Raw genomic sequence first — 19,230 nt, forward strand, 5'->3', positions numbered from 1 at the left:
GGCTGTGGCTTGCCGTCACCGACCAGGGCCCCGGCATCCCGCCCGAACTGCGCGAGCGCGTCTTCGACATGTTCACCACCGGCGGTGAAGGGGACCGCGGCCGCCACGGCAGCGGGCTCGGCCTGGCGATCTGCCGCGGCATGCTGGGCGCCCATGCCGGCAGCATCGCTGCCCAGCCGGGCCCCGACGGGCGCGGCACGCGCATCGTCATGCAGCTGCCTCTGCCCGACGCCCATCCGGAGGAGGATCTGCCCCATGGCGACTGAACCATCGCGCCTGCTGATCATCGACGACGAACCCCAGATTCGCCGCTTCCTGCGCATCAGCCTGGTCTCCCAGGGGTTTGTGGTCTACGAGGCCGCGACCGGCAAAGAGGGCCTGGCCATGGCGGAGACGGAGGCCCCGGACCTGATCCTGCTGGACCTGGGCCTGCCCGACCTGGACGGCCAGGTAGTGCTCGACCGGCTGCGCGCGCGCAGCCAGGTGCCGATCATCGTGGTCTCGGTGCGCGGCCAGGAGGGCGAGAAGGTGCGGGCCCTGGACCACGGCGCCAACGACTACGTCACCAAGCCCTTCGGCATCCGCGAGCTGCTGGCCCGGGTACGGGCCCTGCTACGGCTCAGGGACGGCACCGAGGCGACGCCTGCCCTCTCCCGCTACCGGCGCGGCAACCTGGTGATCGACACCGGCCAACGCCGCGTGTGGCGCGACGGTGAGGTCGTGCGCCTGACGCCCAAGGAGTATGCCGTGCTCGACCGCCTGTGCCGGCATGGTGGCCAAGTGGTCACCCAGCGTCAGCTACTCCGCGAGGTATGGGGGCCGAGCCATGTCGATGACACCCACTACCTGCGTATCGTGGTCAGCAAGCTGCGCCAGAAGCTCGGTGACGACCCCGACGCCCAGACCCTGCTGCAGACCGAGGCGGGCATCGGGTATCGGCTGATGATCGAGCCGGACGATGTCGACGCCCCTGATACCCACGACCGGGAGCCCCCGTCATGAAGATCATCATTCTCGGCGCCGGCCAGGTCGGCGGCACCCTGGCCGAACACCTGGCCCGCGAGGAGAACGACATCACCGTCGTCGATACCGACGGCGACAAGCTGCGCGAGCTCCACACCAAGCTCGACATCCGCACCGTGGTGGGACCAGGCTCCTACCCCATGGTGCTGCGCCAGGCGGGCTGCGAGGACGCCGACATGCTGATCGCGGTGACCAGCCAGGACGAGGTCAACATGATCGCCTGCCAGGTCGCCCATACCCTGTTCCGCACCCCCACCAAGATCGCCCGGGTGCGCGCCACCGCCTACCTCACCCGCCGCGGCCTGTTCGCCCACGAGGCGGTGCCCATCGACGTGCTGATCAGCCCCGAGCAGGTGGTCACCGACCATATCCGCCGGCTGATCGAGCATCCCGGCGCCCTGCAGGTGCTGGAGTTCGCCGGCGGCCTGGTGCAGCTGGTGGCGGTGAAGGCCTTCTACGGCGGCCCGCTGGTCGGCCAGGAGCTGGGCTTCCTGCGCCGCCACATGCCCAGCGTGGACACCCGGGTGGCGGCCATCTACCGGAAAGACCGGCCGATCATCCCGCGCGGCGACACCGTGATCGAGGCCAACGACGAGGTCTTCTTCATCGCCGCCCGCCGCGACATCCGCGCGGTGATGAGCGAGCTGCGCCGCCTCGACCGCGACTTCCGCCGGGTGATGATCGCCGGCGGCGGCAACATCGGCGAGCGCCTGGCCGAGCACCTGGAGCACAGCCACCAGGTCAAGATCATCGAGCACAACCTCGAGCGCTGCACCCAGCTCTCCGAACGGCTCGACCGCACCGTGGTGCTGCACGGCAGCGCCACCACCAAGCGGCTGCTGGAGGAGGAGAACATCGAGGACTGCGACATCTTCTGCGCGCTGACCAACGACGACGAGGTGAACATCATGTCGTCGATGCTGGCCAAGCGCATGGGCGCCAAGAAGGTGCTGACGCTGATCAACAACGCCGCCTACGTGGACCTGGTGCAGGGCGGCGAGATCGACATCGCCATCTCCCCCCAGCAGGCCACCATCGGCAGCCTGCTGACCCACGTGCGGCGCGGCGACATCGTCAACGTCCACTCGCTGCGCCGCGGCGCGGCCGAGGCCATCGAGGCCATCGCCCACGGCGACACCCAGTCGTCCCGGGTGGTGGGACGCGCCATCGGCGAGATCGACCTGCCCCAGGGCACCACCATCGGCGCCGTGGTGCGCGGCAAGGAGGTGCTGATCGCACATGACGACGTGGTGGTGGAGTCCGGCGACCACGTCATCCTGTTCGTGATCGACAAGCGCCGGCTGCGCGACGTGGAGCGGCTCTTCCAGGTCGGATTGACGTTCTTCTGATGGCCTGGCCCATGACCCCCGGCGACCCGAGGAGAGCCGCCCGATGAGCCTGCGCATGATCCTGCGCATCCTGGGCCTGCTGCTGATGATGTTCAGCCTGACCATGGTGCCGCCGATCCTGATCTCGCTGCTGTTCGCCGACGGCATGTGGGAAGCCTTTGCGGTGGCGATCGGCATCACCGTGGCCACCGGGGCGGTGATGTACCTGCCCAACCGCCATGCCCGCAAGGAGCTGCGCACCCGCGACGGCTTCCTGATCGCGGCGCTCTTCTGGAGCGTGCTGGGGCTGTTCGGCGCGCTGCCGCTGATGCTCACCGGCGACACGGCCCTGGCCCCGACCGACGCCGTCTTCGAGTCCTTCTCGGGCCTGACCACCACCGGCGCCACGGTGATCACCGGCATCGAATTCCTGCCCAAGGCGGTCCTCTACTACCGCCAGCAGCTGCAGTGGCTGGGCGGCATGGGGATCGTGGTGCTGGCCGTCGCCATCCTGCCGACCCTGGGGGTCGGCGGCATGGCCCTCTACCGCACCGAGATCCCGGGCCCGCTGAAGGACTCCAAGCTCACCCCGCGCATCACCGAGACGGCCAAGGCGCTGTGGTACATCTACGCCTCGCTGACCATTGCCTGCATGCTGGCCTACATGGCGGCCGGCATGGACTGGTTCGACGCCCTGGGCCACAGCTTTTCCACCGTGGCCATCGGCGGCTTCTCCACCTACGACGCCAGCATTGGCCACTTCGACAGCGCGCTGATCGAGATGATCTGCGTGTTCTTCCTGATCGTCTCCGCGGTGAGCTTCAGCCTGCACTTCCTGGCCTGGCGCCAGCGCAGCGTGACGCACTACTTCCAGGACCCGGAAGCGCGCTTCCTGATGCTCTTCCTGCTCGGCCTGACCGTGATCACCGTGGTCTCGCTCTGGCTGACCGACACCTACGGCACCGAGCGGGGGCTGCGTCACGGCCTGTTCGAGGTGGTCTCGGTGGCCACCACCGCCGGCTTCGCCGTGGCGGACTTCTCCACCTGGCCCGGCGCCCTGCCCTTCCTGCTGTTCGTCGCGGCCTTCGTCGGCGGCTGCTCGGGCTCCACCGGCGGCGGCATGAAGGTGATCCGCATCATCCTGATCCTCAAGCAGGGCATGCGCGAGGTGATGCGCCTGATCCACCCCAATGCGGTGATCACGGTGAAGATCGGCAAGGTCAGCGTGCCGGACGGCATTGCCCAGGCGGTGTGGGGCTTCTTCTCCGCCTACGTGATGCTCTTCTTCCTGATGCTGGTGGGGGTGATGGCCACCGGGGTCGACCAGGTCACCGCCTGGTCCACGGTGGGCTCGGCGCTCAACAACCTGGGCCCGGCGCTGGGCGAGGCCTCCGCCCACTACGGCGACCTGCCGGACCTGGCCAAGTGGATCCTGGTGGTGGCCATGCTGCTCGGCCGCCTGGAGATCTTCACCGTGCTGGTGCTGTTCACCCCGGCCTTCTGGCGCAAGTAAGGGAAACACTGATTTATTGCTGCGCTCGATATCCTGGCCGCCGGCGGTGCCGAAGCGTCGGACCGTCGCCATCCTCATGTAGCAGGCTACATTCCGGTGGCTGTGCTCCGGCGGCGACCAGCCTCTCATCGCTCGCGACATAAATCAGCGCTTCCCCAAAGACTCGACGTGGAGTTGCGTTGTCGTAAGCAGCAAAGCCGGTGCAAGCATCGCGGCGGGTTTGGCCCGCCGGCGGGCTTCGTGGATAATCGCTCTTTCACTCCTTCAGCCCGAGCGTCCATGACCGACTCCCAGGACTCCGTGACCACCGCCCGCCCGAACGACACCACCAGCGGCCCGCGCCGGGAACTCGTGGTGGGCGAGACCCGCTACACCCTGCTGGGCACGGCCCATGTCTCCGCCGAGAGCGCCGCGGACGTCCGCGCGCTGATCCGTTCCGGCGAGTTCGACGCCGTGGCCATCGAGCTGTGCGATTCGCGACACCACAGCCTGACGAACCCCGATGCCCTGGGCGAGCAGGACCTGTTCCAGATCTTCCGCCAGGGCAAGGCCGGCATGGTGGCCGCCAGCCTGGCGCTGGGGGCCTTCCAGCAGCGCGTGGCCGAGCAGTCGGGCATCGAGCCCGGTGCCGAGATGCGCGCCGCCCTGGAGGAGAGCCGTAACGCCGGCTTGCCGCTGCTGCTGATCGACCGCGACGTGGGCATCACCCTCAAGCGCATCTACCACAACGTGCCCTGGTGGCAGCGCCTCTCATTGTTCTCGGGGCTGCTCGGCAGCGTGCTGTCGCGCCAGCAGGTCTCCGCCGAGGAGATCGAGCGACTCAAGGAGGGCGACGTCCTGGAGTCCACCTTCAGCGAGTTCGCCGCCGAATCGGAGTCCCTCTACACGCCGCTGATCAGCGAACGGGATCGCTACATGGTGCTGCGCCTGGCCCAGGACGCCTCCCCCGGACGCTATCGCCACGTGCTGGTGGTGATCGGCGCCGGCCACATGAAGGGCATGGCCGAGCAGTTGGAGCAGCCGCTGCCCGCCGACCCCGCCCCGGAGCGCGAGATGCTCGAGGCCACCCCGCCGCCGTCGCGCCTGTGGCGGGCGCTGCCCTGGCTGGTCACGCTGCTGGTGCTGACCGGCTTCGCCATCGGCTTCTCGCGCAACACCGAGCTGGGCTGGCAACTGGTGGGGGAGTGGTTCCTGATCAACGGCGTGCTCTCCGGGGCGGCCACCCTGGCGGCCCTCGCCCACCCGGTCACGGTGGCGGCGACCTTCTTCGCCGCGCCGCTCACCTCGCTCAACCCCACCATCGGCGCCGGCTTCGTCGCCGCCGGGGTGGAGCTGTGGATGCGCAAGCCCAAGGTGCGGGACTTCTCGACCCTGCGCCACGACGTCACCGAGCTCAAGGGCTGGTGGCGCAACCGGGTCTCGCGCACCCTGCTGGTCTTCCTGACCGCCACCCTCGGCTCCGCCGCCGGGACCTGGATCGCCGGCTTCCGCATTGCCGGGGCGCTGTTCGGCGGCTGACCGCCCCGTCGGGGCGCATGCCGTGACGCTGCCCGCCACCGGCCCCGAGCGCTCGCGCCCCGGGCGATGGAGGACATCGGCATGAGACATGCTGAGCCCCGGCATGAGAGAAAGCATGTCCCGCGTCCTGTCCCTCTGACCTATGTTCAAGGCAGCTGCAACGCTGATCGCGGCGGCCCCATGGGCGCCATCGTTGCAGTCCTGTACGACAACCAATCATGGCAAGCATCCGGAGGAAGACCTCCGGATGAACAGGGGGGCAAGGAGATGAAAACGGCCATTGCATCCATGGCGCTGACCGGCCTGTTGCTGGGCGCCTTTCCTGTCTTTGCGGACATGCATGGTGATATGCAGCAGCTGGCAGAGGAGAAGCAGTGCCTGAGCTGCCACGCCCGGGACGATGACACCCCGCGGGCGCCAGGCTTCAACAGCATCGCCGCCAAGTACGCGGATGGCGAGATGAGGGGCTACCTGGTCGAGGTCGTGATGACGGGGGGCGAGAACCACTGGGGATCCGCGACCATGCCGGACGCCGGCGAGCGTGTCGAGGTGAGCGAGGAGGAGGCCGAGAAGCTGGTCGACTGGATACTCAGCAAGCACGAGGGGTGAGGCGGGGAAAGGACACAGGCTCAGCGACCCGCCCGTTCCAGCAGACGCCGCATCGCCGCCGTCGGTGCCTCGAGTTTCTCGTGGCGCCGACTGGCGGCGTAGCTGTCGTTGAAGGCATCGAAATAGTCGTCGAGCGCCTCGGCCGCCTGGGCGTCGCCGGCTTGGCGCAGCAGCTCGATGGCCACCTCGGCGGTACACAGATGGGCAGCGGAGGCCGGCTTGCGCAGCCGATAGCGGGTCAGCCGCTCGGTGGCCAGGGGCAGCACCGGCAGACTGTCGAGGTAGGGGCTCTTGCGGAAGATCCGCCGTGCCTGCCGCCAGGTCCCGTCGAGGATGATGAACACCGGAATCCGGCCATCCCGCTGACCCTCGCCGACGGCCTCCATGCCCACCACCCGGTCGGCATAGTCCGGCTGGTCGTCGGGGAAGATCACGAAGGGCGCGTAGCGCCTGTCCTCGAGCAGCGCCAGCAGCCGCTCGTCGGGCGCCGTGCGGTACCAGGTGAAGAGCTCGGTGTCTCGCAGGACGTCGCCGATCAGCCGCCCGGTGTTGGTGGGCTTGTGGTGCTCCAGGGGGTGGGTGAGCAGCCACACCCTCGCCTCGCTGGTAGCAGTGACCCGGTAGGGGCAGAGGCAATTGAGCTGCGGCAGGTTGCAGCCCTCGCAGCGGGTGACGAAGCTGCCCCGCGCCTTGAACTCGCGGCGCGGCGGCCGCGGATGACCGGTCGCGGGGTCGCTGGAGAGAGCGGTCGCGGGGTCGCGTTCGGTGACGGCGTCGTGGAAGGTGTCGTCCTGCATGGTGGCGTGGTCCCGGAGCCTGAGGGGGCGGCATTCTAGCATGGGCCTCGCGCCCCTTGCTGCCCGCCCCCTCTAGTCGACAACCGTCTCCGGCAGCCAGAGTCGCCCTTCACGCCGCCAGTGCCGTACCAGTGCCGGTACGCCCTTGCCGGCGGGCTGGCCGAGGCGGGCCACCCCCGGCGGGGCCAGGGCATCGGCCTGGGGGTCGACCAGCACGCAGGGGGCGTCCAGGGGCGCATGTTCGAGCAGCGAGGCCGCCGGCATCACGGCGAGCGAGGTCCCCACCACCAGCAGCAGGTCGGCCTGGGCGGCGATCTCGCAGGCGTCCGCGAAGTGCGGCACGCTCTCGCCGAACCACACCACGTCCGGGCGCAGCTGGCTGCCCTTGTCGCAGATGTCCCCGAGGCGGATCCCGCCGCGGGGCAAGGGGTAGTGCATGCGCGGGTCCACCGAGGAGCGCGCCTTGAGGATCTCGCCATGCAGGTGCAGCACATGGCGTGACCCGGCGCGCTCGTGCAGGTCATCGATGTTCTGGGTGATGATGCTGACCCGGAAGCCGTGCTTCTCCAGTGCCGCCAGGGCCTTGTGGGCGGCGTTGGGACGGGCCCGGCGCACCTGGTCGCGGCGCTGGTCGTAGAAGCGCAGCACCCGCTCGGGGTCCCGCCGCCAGGCCTGAGGCGTGGCGACCTCCTCGACGGGGTGGTCCGCCCACAGGCCGTCGCTGGCGCGGAAGGTCTGGATACCACTCTCGGCACTGATCCCGGCCCCGGTGAAGACCACCAGGTGGGGGCGTCTCGTGTCACCCATGGGTCGCCTCGTGCTTGCTGTGCCTGCCGCGCCCCGCTCAGTAGGTCAGGCCGTTGTCGTCGCCGCCGGCGAAGCGCTGCTTGTTGCGATAGGGATAGACGTCGATCACCCGGCCATCGAGGATCGCCTGCTGTACCCCCTTCCAGTAGTCGGCGTCGAAAAGCTCCGGATGGAGCTGGTAGAAGCGCTTGCGCAAGCGCACGTCAGCGAACAGGAAGGGGCCGAATTCCTCGGGGAAAATATCACCGGGTCCCACCGAGTACCAGGGTTCGTCGGCCAGCTCCTGCTCGGGGTACATGGGCTCGGGAATATGCCGGAAGTTGCACTCGGTGAGGTAGCAGATCTCGTCATAGTCGTAGAACACTACCCGGCCGTGGCGGGTCACCCCGAAGTTCTTGAGCAGCATGTCGCCGGGAAAGATGTTGGCCGCGGCCATCTGCTTGATGGCGTTGCCGTAGTCCTTGAGCACCGCGAGCGTCTCCGCCTCGTCGCACTGCTCGAGGTAGAGGTTGAGCGGGGTCATCATGCGCTCGGTGTAGCAGTGCTTGATGATCACCTTGTCGCCGCGCAGGTAGACGGTGGAGGGGGCCACCTCCAGCAGGTGCGCCAGGCAGTCGGGGTCGAAGTGGTCCTGGCGGGCGATGAAGTTGGAGAACTCCTGGGTATCGGCCATGCGCCCCACCCGGTCGTGGCGCTTGACGAGACGGTACTTCTCGCGGACGTTCTCGCGGGTCATCTCCTTGCTCGGGTCGAAACGGTCCTTGATGATCTTGAACACGGTGCGGAAGGAGGGCAGCACGAAGACCGCCATGACCATGCCACGCACTCCCGGGGCGATGATGAACCTGTCCTCGCGCCGTGCCACCTGGTGGTTGAGGGCACGGAAGAACTCGGTCTTGCCGTGCTTGAAGAAGCCGATGGCGGCATAGAGCTCGCCCTGGGGCTTGTCGGGCATCAGCTCCTGCAGGTAGTGCACGAACTCGCTGGGCACCACCACCTTCACCTGGAAGTAGGCACGGGTGAAGGAGAAGATGATCGACACCTCGTCGGGCTCGATCAGCACCGTATCCAGGTGCAGCCCCTCGCCCTGCTCGTGCAGCACCGGCAGCACCAGCGGCACCTGCTGGCCGCCGCCCAGCACCCGACCGACCAGGTAGGCGCCCTTGTTGCGGTAGAAGACGCTCTTGATCAGCTCGATCTCGGCCTCGGGATCCTCGAGGATGGCCCCGGGCAGCAGCTGCTGGAGCACCTCGCTGCCCAGGGCGGCATCCCGCGCCAGGTCGACGAAGGGCGTCTCGAAGCGTGCCTCGCCAAGCGCCCAGCGCAGCCCCGCCGCCCAGTCGCCCCCCACCCGCTTCAGGCGGCACAGCTCGAGGCCGGAGTGGTGGGCTGCCTGCTCCCGGGAACTGTAGACGAACATCCAGTCGTTGCGGATGTGCCGGTGGTGGAAGAGCGAGCAGAACATCGAGTTGAAGAAGGTCTCGGCCAGCTCGTAGTCCAGCCGCTTGTCGATCAGCTCCGCGTAGTGGCGCCGGGCCTCCCCCCAGCACTCGCAGTGGGTCAGCAGGTCATCGTCGAAGGTGCGCCGCAGCCGTGCCAGGGTCTCCTGGACCTTCTCGTCGTAGAGGTCGATGCGCTCCGCCGAGGCCTGCTGGGCCTCGCGCCAGGCGGCATCCCGGAAGCGTCGGCTGGCATCGTCGGTGATCTGCTTGAAGCGCGAGCGGTACTCGTCGAAGCCATGCAGCACGGTGGCGGCGAGATGGTAGGCGGGCGAATGCTTCATGTTCCGGGCTCCGGGCAGGGACCTGCCCAGCATGACGAAGTGTGCAGCGCAAGGCGAGCCGACCATGGTGGTGCCCATGGCCTCATTCGCCCTCGCCCAGGGCCAGCACATGCACCAGCGCGCGCCACAGGCCCCAGCCGTCCCGCCAGCCCGGCGAGACCGCCACGTGCTGCAGCGCCCCGGCCTCGAAGAGGCGCGCCTGCCCCGGCGGCAGGGCATCACGCAGGCGCCGGCTGTGGCTGACCGGGATCACCCGGTCCTGCGGGCCGTGGATCAGCACCAGCCTGGCCTGCAGGTTGTCGAGCGAGCGCCGCGAGGGGTCAAGGGCCTCGAGCTCTCCCACCAGCGAGGGCGGCAGCCTGGCGATCAGGGCCTCCACGCGGCCCGGGTCCTGGTTGGTCACCAGCTCATAGAGCGCCCGGCCCGATGTGCCCAGCCGGCGGGCCTCCCCGGCCACCGGCGCCTCGGGGTCCGCCAGCCGGCGCCGGGCGATGGTCTCGAGCAGCGCCCGGTCCTGCTCGTCCTCCAGCCAGTGCAGCTGGCTCAGCAGCACGGCCCATCGCGCCTCCCGCTGCGGTGGCGGCGCCGCCCGGCCGCCCCCCCCGCGATCCTCCCCGGTGGTCACATAGCGCAGCATGTCCGTCATGTCGTAGTAGCCGCCCACGGCCACCACGAAGCTCACCCGATGGGCCACCGCCTCGTCCATGGCGGCGATCAAGGCCGGCCCCACCGCGAAGCTCACCGCCGCCACCGCCGTGCGCGACGGCGTCTCGGGCGCCGACCGGGTGGCATGGCGGATGGCATCGACGACCGCCTCCACCTCACGGGTACTGATGGAGTAGTCACGCAACCCCTCGAGTTCCGGCACCATCACCCTGAACCCTACCCGGCCGAGGGTCATCGCCAGCGCCACCAGACGCGGGTCGCGACGGCCCTGCTCGGTGAAGCCGTGCACCAGGAGCAGCGATCCCCGACTTGGCACCTTGGGGTGGTAGACATCCGCCTGGTAGGCATGGCCCTGGCGCACGTAGTGGACCCCCTCCCGGCGCGGCGGCTCGGTGCGACGCTTGAGCCGGCTCTCCCCGCTACCCGCCGACAGGTCGCCCAGCACCAGCAGGGCCTGATGGTGGCGTTCCAGGTTGGCACAGCCCGTCAGCAGGGCGGGCAGCAGGCTCAGCGCCATCAGCAGGGCCCCCAGGCGTAGACGCGTTTTCATGTCGACCAGACTAGCGGCCATGTCGACCTCCCGCCGGACTTTCGGGCACGCGACGGGGCACGGACGGGATGACAGCACGCCGCCGGCCGGCGACAATGGCGCCCCTTGACCCCGTGACGGTGCCCCGATGACACCCGCGCTGAGCCTTCTCCATCAGGATGACCACCTGGTCGCCGTGCACAAGCCGGCCGGCCTGCTGGTGCATCGCAGCGCGCTTGCCCGTGGCGAACGCGAGTTCCTGCTGCAACGGCTGCGCGACCAGCTCGGTCGTCGGGTCTATCCGGTCCACCGCCTGGACCGCCCGACCTCCGGGGTGATCGTCTTCGCGCTCGACCCCGAGACCGCAGCGGTCCTCCAGGCGGCCTTCGCCGCCCGCCGGGTGGAGAAGCGCTACCTGGCGGTGGTGCGGGGCATCGGCCCGCACCAGGAGCGACTGGACTACCCGCTGCGCGAGGAGGAGGGACGCCGTCCCAAGGCCGAGATGCCGGCGATGGAGGCGGTGACCGAGATCCGCCGGCTCGACAGCGTCGAGCTGCCGGTGCAGGTGGATCGCTACCCCCAGAGCCGCTACTCGCTGATGGAGGCACGGCCGCAGACCGGGCGCCGCCACCAGATCCGCCGCCACCTCTCCCGCCGTGGCTACCCGATCATCGGCGATGCCAAGCACGGCAAGGGCAACCATAACCGCTTCTTCGCCGAGCGCCTGGAATGCCCGCGCCTGCTGCTGGCGGCGGTGGGCCTGGCCTTCGACCACCCGGCGAGCGGCCGGCGCCTCGACCTCTGCTGCCCCCTGGACGCCTGCATGACGACGCTCTTCGAGCGCTTCGGCTGGACGGGCCACCTGCCGGCGCCGCCCCGACACCTCCACCGCCCGAGCGTGATGCCATGACCGATTCCGTTGCCTTCACGGCCCCCGCCGCTGCCCCGGACGACTACGACGCTCGCTTTGGCGGCATCCGCCGGCTCTATGGCCGGCGCGCCGTCGAGCGCTTCCGCCGCGCCCACGTGGTGGTGGTGGGCGTGGGCGGCGTGGGCAGCTGGACGGTGGAGGCCCTGGCGCGCTCGGGTATCGGCAAGCTGACGCTGATCGACCTCGACGACGTCTGCGTCTCCAACGTCAATCGCCAGCTGCACGCCCTGGACGGCACCATCGGCCGCCCCAAGGTGGAGGTGCTGGCCGAGCGTTGCCGGGCCATCCAGCCGGGCATCGAGGTGGTGGCCGACACCGCCTTCGTCACCCCCGCCAACCTGGCCAGGCGCATTCCCGACGATGCCGACCAGCTGGTGGATGCCATCGACAGCGTGGTCGCCAAGGCGGCGCTGATCGCCTGGTGCAGGCGTCGCAAGCTGCCGATCGTGGTGACCGGTGCCGCGGGCGGCCAGACCGACCCCACCCGCATCCGGGTGGCCGACCTGACCCGCACCGAGCACGACCCGCTGCTCGCCAAGGTGCGCGCCCGGCTGCGTCGCGACTTCGGCTTCTCGCGTAATCCGAAGCGGCGCTTCTCGGTGGAGTGCGTCTTCTCGGACGAGCAGCTGGTCTATCCCGGCGCTGATGGCGAGGTATGCTTCCAGAAGCCCGCCGAGGGCGAGGCCACCCGGCTCGACTGCGCCTCGGGCTTCGGGGCGGCGACCTTCGTCACCGGCAGCTTCGGCTTCACCGCCGCCGCCCGGGTGCTGGCCCGGCTGGCGAAAGAGGCCCGCACCACCCCCTGACAGCGCCCCAGGCCGCGCCCCTCAAACCGCGGCCTTGTCACACTGCCCTTGAGACCCTGTCCTTAAGACCAAAGGAGCCCTCCCATGGAACACCACTGCCCTCGCCCCGGCATCTACCGCCACTACAAGGGCCCACTCTACGAGGTGCTGGGTGTCGCCCGGCACAGCGAGACCGAGGAGCCGCTGGTCGTCTATCGCGCCCTCTACGGCGACTACGGCCTCTGGACGCGCCCCCTGGACATGTTCCTGGAGACCGTCGAGGTCCAGGGTGAGCCGGTGCCCCGCTTTGCCCTGGAGAAGGCGTTCTCCTGACGCAGAAGCGCCCCGTGGCTAGGCCACGGGGCGCTCATCTGGGCACGGGTCGGGAGGGTTTGCGCGTTACTCCTCGCCGGCTTCCTGCATCTGCGTCTGCAGGTAGTTCTCGATGCCGACCTTGTCGATCAGGCCGAGCTCGGTCTCGATATGGTCGATATGGTCTTCCTCGTCGGCGAGGATATCCCGGAAGAGGTCACGGCTGACGTAGTCCCGGACCTGCTCGCAGTAGGTGATCGCCTCGATGTAGTCGTTGCGCCCCTCATGCTCGATCTTCAGGTCGCACTCGAGCATCTCGCGCACGTTCTCGCCGATGTTCAGCTTGCCGAGGTCCTGCAGGTTGGGAATGCCCTCGAGGAAGAGGATGCGCTCGATCAGCTTGTCGGCGTGCTGCATCTCCTCGATGGACTCATCGTACTCCCACTTGGCCAGCGCCTTCAGGCCCCAGTCCTTGTACATCTTGGCATGCAGGAAGTACTGGTTGATGGCCACCAGCTCGTTGCCGAGCGCAGTGTTCAGGTGTTCGATGACCTTGCTGTCGCCTTTCATCTCATTACCTCGATCAGGGTTGTCAGGGGGCTGGCTGTCAGCTTGGCACGGCCACCGAAGCCTGGCCAGCCCGCACCTGTCACAGTCTAGGCAATGTCACACATGACTCAATCAAATCATGGGCTTGTTAAGGCGAAAGTGAACGATAGCGGTTGCCATCAGACGGCGTAGGCGAGTCCCTCGGCCGCGGCATTGAGCTCGGCCCGGATCGCCTCGCGGGTGATGTCCTTGCCGGTGCAGGCGCACTTGCCACACTGGGTCCCGCACCCCGTCACCTGCTGGACCTCGCGCCAGCTGCGCGCCCCGTCCTCGACGGCCTGGCGGATCCGGTGGTCGGTCACGTTCTTGCAGAGACACACGTACATCGCATCACCTCACGCTGGTCATGAGGTGAATGTAAATGATTCGCATGGGTAATCGCAAGCGGCATCCCGCAAAAACCTGACCGAGGTCAGGACTCGCGCGTCGCGCGCTCCTTATTGGCGCTTGGGAAGGACCACCACCCGGGTGCCGGAGGCGATGTCCGGCCAGCTGCGCTTCTCGCCGTCGACCAGGATCCACAGGTATCCCAGGCCGAAGGCGGCCAGCGAGATACCGGCCACCAGGAAGCGCTGCAGCGCCTGGAAGCCGGTGATCGAGCAGCCGTCGAGGGTCTGTACCCGCAGCCGCCAGGCCTGCATGCCCAGCGTCATGCCGCCACGGGTCCAGAAGAAGGCAAAGAAGGCAAAGACAGTGACCGCCAGCAGCAGGCGCAGCGACAGCACCTGGACGAGCCCCGTGCCTACCTCCTCCGCCGGCACCTCGAGCACCAGCCGCACCACGGCCAGGTGCGCCGAGACCATGACGATCCAGATCGCCAGCACCAGCAGGCCGTCATAGAGCATGGCGCCCAGCCGCCGGCCGAGGCCGGCCGGCCAGACATCATCGAGTTGGTCGAAACGTCGTTGCATGAATCCCTCGGCTCAGCCAGTACGGCGTAACAGATAGAACCCCACCCCGGCACACAGCAGGGTCGGCGCCAGCACCGCCCAGGCCGGCGAGAAGCCGAATACCGTGGAAGCCGGCCCCAGCAGGTCCTGCAGGTACTTGAAGACCAGGCCGGTGATCACCCCGTAGAAGACCCGGGTACCGGCGGCCACGGTACGCAACGGGCCGAACACGAAGGAGGCAGCCACCAGCACCAGCGACGCCATGGTCAGCGGCATCAGCATCTTCTGCCAGAAATAGAGCAGCGGCTGGGTCGCCTGCTGGCCCTGGTCGCGCAGGTAGCGGGCATAGGCCCACAGCTCGCTGGGCGCCTGGCTCTCCACGTCACGCAGCAGCCGGTCGAGCTGGGCCGGCGTCATGGCGGTCTCCCAGCCCAGGGTGTCATGGCGCTCGACCTCCGTGCGCGCCTCGAGAAAGCGGGTCACCGCCACGTCCTGCAACTGCCAATGGTCATCGCGCCACACCGCCCGCCGGGCGCTCGTCGCCTCGCGCAGGGCCTTGTCCTCGAAGCGGTAGCGGGTCAGGTCGAGCACGGTGTCATCGGCACGGATGGCACCGAAGCGATAGAAGCTGTCGCCCTCGCGCTGCCAGCCGCCGCGCCCGGTGAGCACCGCGCCCTCGCCCTGCATCTGCTCGAGGCGCCAGGCGCTGGCGAACTGCTCGGTGCGCGGGCTGACGAACTCGGCGATGGCGAGCACCACCACGATCACCAGGATGATGGGCTTCATCACGCCCCAGAGGATGCGGACCAGCGAGCGCCCGGCGGCGCGCATCACCGTGAGCTCGTTGCTCGAGGCCATGCTGCCCAGGCCGATCAGCGCCCCGATCAGCACCCCCACCGGTGCGTACTGGTAGAAGCGCCAGGGCAGGCGCATCAGCAGGTAGAGCAGCACCTGGAAGGCGCCGTAGTCGCCCTCCACGTCGCCGAGGTCGTTGATGTAGGTGATCACCAGGTCCAGGCCCAGCAGCACCACCTGCACCACGATGATGGCGCCCAGCACGTTGCGGGCGATGTAGCGGTCGAGCCGGTCGATGATCATCCGCTCATCCCCTTGTGCTGGGCCCGGGCCATCATCGCCAGGCCGATGGCCAGGAAGCCGCCGTGGATCGGCCACATCCCCACCGCCACCGGCCAGCTGCCACGACCGATGGCGTCCAGCGCCGCCAGCAGCAGGCTGAGGTAGGCCACGTAGAGGAAGATCGCCGGCAGCAGCTTGGCGAAACGCCCCTGGCGGGGATTGACGCGGGAGAGTGGCATGGCCAGCAGGGTCAGGATGAAGACCATCAGTGGCAGGCCCAGCCGCCACTGCAGCTGGGCCCGCGCCGGCCGGGCGTCATCGGCGAACAGCGCGGCGGTGGTGGCGTATTCGGGCGCATCGAGCTCGGCCTTCTCGGCCGCCCCCGAGAGACGCACCGCATAGGTGCCGAACTCCAGCCGCTCGGCCTCGGCCCGCCCGGGGTCGACGCTGTAGCGCTCGCCGTCGGCGAGCACCAGGAAGCGGCTGCCGGTCTCGGGATCGGTGGTCTGGTAGCCGGTTGAGGCCCGGGTCACCACGCTCTCGGGGGTGCCGTCGCCGCGCGACTGACGCTCGCTGATGAAGACCTCCTGCATCCGGCTCTGGTCCTCGTTCATGGCCTCGGTATAGGCCGTGCGGCCGCCGCCGAAGTCCTGGAAGCGCCCCGGCGCCAGGGCGGAGAAATCGAGCTGGCTGCGCTGCTCCTCGAGCAGCACCTCGTTGTGCAGGGCCCCGGTCGGGGTCAGCCAGAGGCTGCACATCCCCACCAGGACCGCCACCAGGGCGGCGGGCACCAGGCTGACCTGCAGCAGGCGGTTGGGGCTGGTGCCGCAGGCCACCAGCACGGTGATCTCGCTGTTGAGGTAGAGCTGGCCATAGGCCAGCAGGATGCCCAGGAAGAAGGCCAGCGGCAGGATCAGCTCGAGGAACCCCGGCAGGTGGAAGAGCATCAGGGTGCCGAGGATGCTCGCCGGGATCTCACCCTCGGCGGCATTGGAGAAGTAGCGGATGAAGCGGCTGCCCATGATCACCAGCAGCAGGACGCCGGCCACGGCGGCCATGGTCAGCAGGATCTCGCGGGTCAGGTAACGGAATATGATCAACGCTGTCTCCCGGCCCGGCACCCCGCGGGGCCCGGCCATCTTCCATGCAATGACGCCTTGCCTTGGGTACACTGGGATGACTCGGCAACGTGCCGGCATTATCCAGAATCCCCCATCGCTTGTCTTGTGGAGACACCATGGAATTCCCCGTTCAGACGGCCAATCCCGCCAAGGCCGAGACGGCCTGTCTCGTGGTACCGGTGTTCAAGGACGGCGCGCTGCTGCCCGCTGCCGCTAAGCTCGACGACGTCAGCGAGCGGCTGATCGGCCAGCTGATCGAGCGCGGCGACTTCGACGCCAGGCTGGGCAATGTGCTGATGGTCCCCTTTGCCCCGGGACTCAATGCCGACCGTCTGATGCTGGTGGGCCTCGGCGAGCGCGACAAGTGCCGGGAAGGCGCCTTCCGCAAGGCACTGGATGCCGCCTTCACCGCCCTGGCGGCGCTGCCCGTCGAGGAGGTCGCCGTGGCCTTCAACGACGTGCCGGTGCCCGAGCGCGCCTGCGACTGGAAGGCCCGCATGGTGGCCGAGGCCGCCCATCGCGCCATCTACCGCTTCGACGAATTCAAGTCCGAGAAGGCCCCCGCCCCCCAGCTCGCCCGCGTCACCCTGCTGGTCAGCGAGCAGGGCGATGCCGAGGCGGCCCGCCAGGGCGGGCGTATCGGCGACGCCATCGGCCAGGGCGTGGCCACCACCCGCACCCTGGGCAACCTGCCGGGCAACGTCTGTACCCCGAGCTACCTGGCCGAGCAGGCCGAGGCGCTGGGCCAGGGCTCCGATGGAGCGCTCTCCGTGGAGATCCTCGACGAGGAGGCCCTGGAGCGCCTGGGCGCCCACAGCCTGCTCTCCGTGGGCCGCGGCAGCGAGCAGCCCTCGCGGCTGATCGTGATGAAATACCAGGGTGCCGAGAGCCCCGACGAAGCACCCCACGTGCTGGTGGGCAAGGGCATCACCTTCGACACCGGCGGCATCTCGCTCAAGCCCGGCGAGGCCATGGACGAGATGAAGTTCGACATGTGCGGGGCGGCCAGCGTGTTCGGCACCGTCACCGCGGTGCTGGCCATCAGGCCGAGGATCAACCTGGTGGCCATCGTCGCCGCCGCCGAGAACATGCCCGATGGCCGCGCCACCAAGCCCGGCGACATCATCCGCACGCTGAAGGGCCTCTCCGTGGAGGTGCTCAACACCGACGCCGAGGGCCGCCTGGTGCTGTGCGACGCCCTGACCTACGCCGAGCGCTTCGAACCGGCAAGCGTGGTGGACATCGCCACCCTGACCGGGGCCGCCATCATCGCCCTGGGCCACCATGCCACCGGCCTGCTCGCCAACGACGACGACCTGGCGCTGGACCTGCTGGATGCCGGCGAGACCGCCTGGGACCGTGCCTGGCACCTGCCGCTGTGGGACGAGTACCAGGAGCAACTCGACTCCAACTTCGCCGACCTGGCGAACATCGGCGGCAAGCCGGCGGGCACCATCACCGCCGCCTGCTTCCTCTCACGCTTCGCCGACACGTTCCCCTGGGCGCATCTGGACATCGCCGGCACGGCCTGGACCTCCGGCAAGGAGAAGGGAGCCAGCGGCCGCCCGGTGGGCCTGCTGACCCAGTACCTGCTGGACCGCGAGGCCGACCACGAGGTCGAGATCACCGACGACTGATTTCGCGCCCGGCAGGGTTGCCTTTTTGCGGTGGTGACCTTTTCATGTGGGATGTCGACTTCCATGCACCGGGCCCACGCCGGCCCGGTATCCTGTTTCGTGCCGCGGGCGCCCCGGATGCGCCCCGCCAGTAGCGGAGACCCCTTGCCGTGTCCCTTGAACGCTTTTCCGTGAGCCCCTCCACCCGCCCCACCGCGGAAAAGATCCGCGACGACATCCTCGACAACCCGGGCTTCGGTCGCTACTTCACCGACCACATGGCCCACGTGCGCTGGACCCTAGATGCCGGCTGGCACGGCCATGAGGTGCGCCCCTACGGTCCGCTGACGCTGGACCCCGCCGCCGCGGTGCTCCACTACGGCCAGGAGATCTTCGAGGGCATCAAGGCCTACCGCCACGCCGATGGCTCGGTCTGGACCTTCCGCCCGGAGAAGAACGCCGAGCGCTTCCGCCGCAGCGCCCGCCGCCTGGCGCTGCCGGAGCTCTCCGACGAGGACTTCGTCGACTCGCTCAAGGCCCTGCTCGCCCGCGACCAGGCCTGGGTGCCGACCCCGGCCAGCGAGGCCGACGAGTCGAGCCTCTACCTGCGTCCCTTCATGATCGCCAGCGAGACCTTCCTCGGCGTGCGCCCGTCCCATGAGGTCGACTACTACGTCATCGCCTCGCCGGCGGCCGCCTACTTCCAGGGCGGCGTGAAGCCGGTCTCCATCTGGCTCTCCTCGCACTACAAGCGCGCCGCCCCGGGGGGCACCGGCTACGCCAAGTGCGGCGGCAACTACGCCGCCTCGCTGGCCGCCCAGAAGGAGGCCGCGGCCCATGAGTGCAGCCAGGTCGCCTTCCTCGACGCCGCCGAGAACATGTGGGTCGAGGAACTGGGGGGCATGAACCTCTTCTTCGTGTTCCGCGATGGCCGCATCGTCACCCCGCGCCTCACCGACACCATCCTCGAGGGCGTGACCCGCGACTCGGTGCTGACCCTCGCCAGGGACGAGGGCCTGACCCCGGAGGAGCGCCCGATCAGCATCGAGGAGTGGCGCGAGGGCGCCGCCTCCGGCGAGATCACCGAGATCTTCGCCTGCGGCACCGCCGCGGTGATCACCCCGGTGGGCGAGCTGGTCACCGAGAGCGATCGCATCCGCCTCTCCGCCCAGGGCGACAACGAGGTGGCCAAGCGGCTGCGCACCCGCCTGCTCGACCTGCAGTACGGCCGCAGCGAGGACAGCCGCGGCTGGCTGACGCGCCTGGCCTGAGCCGGCCATACCCGGGGAGGCGACCTGACCGCCTCCCCAGGCAAG

The 19,230-nt window shown here is 68.9% G+C and carries 20 protein-coding genes; 11 read left to right on the top strand and 9 right to left on the bottom strand.

Annotated elements, in window-relative coordinates:
• The 6 genes from SCI24_RS02025 to SCI24_RS02050 all read left to right on the top strand — a co-directional run.
• Positions 1-266 (top strand): sensor histidine kinase (locus SCI24_RS02025; protein ID WP_318723729.1); only part of this gene is annotated, 266 nt, incomplete at its 5' end.
• Positions 256-1,002, top strand: a complete 747-nt coding sequence (locus tag SCI24_RS02030; protein ID WP_318723730.1) for a response regulator transcription factor — start codon at positions 256-258, stop codon at positions 1,000-1,002. The genes SCI24_RS02025 and SCI24_RS02030, both read left to right, overlap by 11 nt.
• Positions 999-2,372 carry a Trk system potassium transporter TrkA gene (gene trkA / locus SCI24_RS02035; protein ID WP_318723731.1) on the top strand — a complete coding sequence of 458 codons (1,374 nt, stop codon included), beginning with the start codon at positions 999-1,001 and terminating at the stop codon, positions 2,370-2,372. Before SCI24_RS02030 ends, trkA begins: the two co-directional genes overlap by 4 nt.
• Before the next feature lie 43 nt (positions 2,373-2,415).
• Positions 2,416-3,864 (top strand): TrkH family potassium uptake protein, encoded by a 1,449-nt coding sequence (locus SCI24_RS02040; protein ID WP_318723732.1) that lies wholly within the window; start codon positions 2,416-2,418, stop codon positions 3,862-3,864.
• Between the two features lie 279 nt (positions 3,865-4,143).
• Positions 4,144-5,382, top strand: coding sequence for a TraB/GumN family protein (locus SCI24_RS02045; RefSeq protein ID WP_318723733.1), 1,239 nt, complete (start codon positions 4,144-4,146; stop codon positions 5,380-5,382).
• Positions 5,383-5,649: 267 nt separating this feature from the next.
• A complete protein-coding gene (locus SCI24_RS02050; protein ID WP_318723734.1) occupies positions 5,650-5,991 on the top strand; it encodes a c-type cytochrome in 342 nt (113 codons plus the stop codon).
• Positions 5,992-6,011: 20 nt separating this feature from the next.
• Here the strand turns inward: SCI24_RS02050 and SCI24_RS02055 are convergent, their stop codons facing one another.
• From SCI24_RS02055 to SCI24_RS02070, 4 genes are all read right to left on the bottom strand, one after another.
• A complete protein-coding gene (locus SCI24_RS02055; RefSeq protein WP_318723735.1) occupies positions 6,012-6,788 on the bottom strand; it encodes a tRNA-uridine aminocarboxypropyltransferase in 777 nt (258 codons plus the stop codon).
• A 72-nt stretch (positions 6,789-6,860) separates the two neighbouring features.
• Complete coding sequence (locus SCI24_RS02060; protein WP_318723736.1) at positions 6,861-7,595, bottom strand: NAD-dependent deacylase; 735 nt, start codon at positions 7,593-7,595, stop codon at positions 6,861-6,863.
• Between the two features lie 37 nt (positions 7,596-7,632).
• A complete protein-coding gene (gene aceK / locus SCI24_RS02065) occupies positions 7,633-9,378 on the bottom strand; it encodes a bifunctional isocitrate dehydrogenase kinase/phosphatase (RefSeq protein ID WP_318723737.1) in 1,746 nt (581 codons plus the stop codon).
• 82 nt (positions 9,379-9,460) lie between these two features.
• Complete coding sequence (locus SCI24_RS02070) at positions 9,461-10,615, bottom strand: hypothetical protein (RefSeq protein ID WP_318723738.1); 1,155 nt, start codon at positions 10,613-10,615, stop codon at positions 9,461-9,463.
• Between the two features lie 106 nt (positions 10,616-10,721).
• On the opposite strand from SCI24_RS02070, the gene SCI24_RS02075 reads away from it, so the two are divergent.
• The 3 genes from SCI24_RS02075 (at position 10,722) to SCI24_RS02085 (ending at position 12,622) form a co-directional block, all read left to right on the top strand.
• Positions 10,722-11,483: a pseudouridine synthase gene (locus tag SCI24_RS02075; protein ID WP_318723739.1), complete on the top strand. Its 762-nt coding sequence runs from the start codon at positions 10,722-10,724 to the stop codon at positions 11,481-11,483.
• Entirely contained in the window at positions 11,480-12,310 is an 831-nt protein-coding gene (gene tcdA, locus SCI24_RS02080; RefSeq protein ID WP_318723740.1) for a tRNA cyclic N6-threonylcarbamoyladenosine(37) synthase TcdA, read from the top strand. The genes SCI24_RS02075 and tcdA overlap by 4 nt, the downstream gene beginning before the upstream one ends.
• Before the next feature lie 84 nt (positions 12,311-12,394).
• Positions 12,395-12,622, top strand: a complete 228-nt coding sequence (locus tag SCI24_RS02085) for a DUF1653 domain-containing protein (protein WP_318723741.1) — start codon at positions 12,395-12,397, stop codon at positions 12,620-12,622.
• A gap of 66 nt (positions 12,623-12,688) precedes the next feature.
• Here the strand turns inward: SCI24_RS02085 and bfr are convergent, their stop codons facing one another.
• The 5 genes from bfr to lptF form a co-directional block, all read right to left on the bottom strand.
• Positions 12,689-13,171, bottom strand: a complete 483-nt coding sequence (gene bfr, locus SCI24_RS02090; RefSeq protein WP_318723742.1) for a bacterioferritin — start codon at positions 13,169-13,171, stop codon at positions 12,689-12,691.
• Positions 13,172-13,329: 158 nt separating this feature from the next.
• Complete coding sequence (locus SCI24_RS02095; RefSeq protein ID WP_318723743.1) at positions 13,330-13,536, bottom strand: (2Fe-2S)-binding protein; 207 nt, start codon at positions 13,534-13,536, stop codon at positions 13,330-13,332.
• Positions 13,537-13,647: 111 nt separating this feature from the next.
• On the bottom strand, positions 13,648-14,121 hold the full coding sequence (locus SCI24_RS02100) for an RDD family protein (protein ID WP_318723744.1): 474 nt from the start codon (positions 14,119-14,121) through the stop codon (positions 13,648-13,650).
• Between the two features lie 12 nt (positions 14,122-14,133).
• Positions 14,134-15,198, bottom strand: a complete 1,065-nt coding sequence (gene lptG, locus SCI24_RS02105) for an LPS export ABC transporter permease LptG (protein WP_318723745.1) — start codon at positions 15,196-15,198, stop codon at positions 14,134-14,136.
• Entirely contained in the window at positions 15,195-16,277 is a 1,083-nt protein-coding gene (lptF, locus tag SCI24_RS02110; protein ID WP_318723746.1) for an LPS export ABC transporter permease LptF, read from the bottom strand. The genes lptG and lptF overlap by 4 nt, the downstream gene beginning before the upstream one ends.
• 137 nt (positions 16,278-16,414) lie before the next feature.
• On the opposite strand from lptF, the gene SCI24_RS02115 reads away from it, so the two are divergent.
• Positions 16,415-17,935, top strand: coding sequence for a leucyl aminopeptidase (locus SCI24_RS02115; RefSeq protein ID WP_318723747.1), 1,521 nt, complete (start codon positions 16,415-16,417; stop codon positions 17,933-17,935).
• Positions 17,936-18,084: 149 nt separating this feature from the next.
• Positions 18,085-19,185 (top strand): branched-chain amino acid aminotransferase, encoded by a 1,101-nt coding sequence (locus tag SCI24_RS02120; RefSeq protein ID WP_318723748.1) that lies wholly within the window; start codon positions 18,085-18,087, stop codon positions 19,183-19,185.
• Positions 19,186-19,230: the final 45 nt, after the last annotated feature.

The sequence above is a fragment of the Halomonas sp. genome (genome assembly GCF_033549285.1).
Classification (GTDB): domain Bacteria; phylum Pseudomonadota; class Gammaproteobacteria; order Pseudomonadales; family Halomonadaceae; genus Halomonas.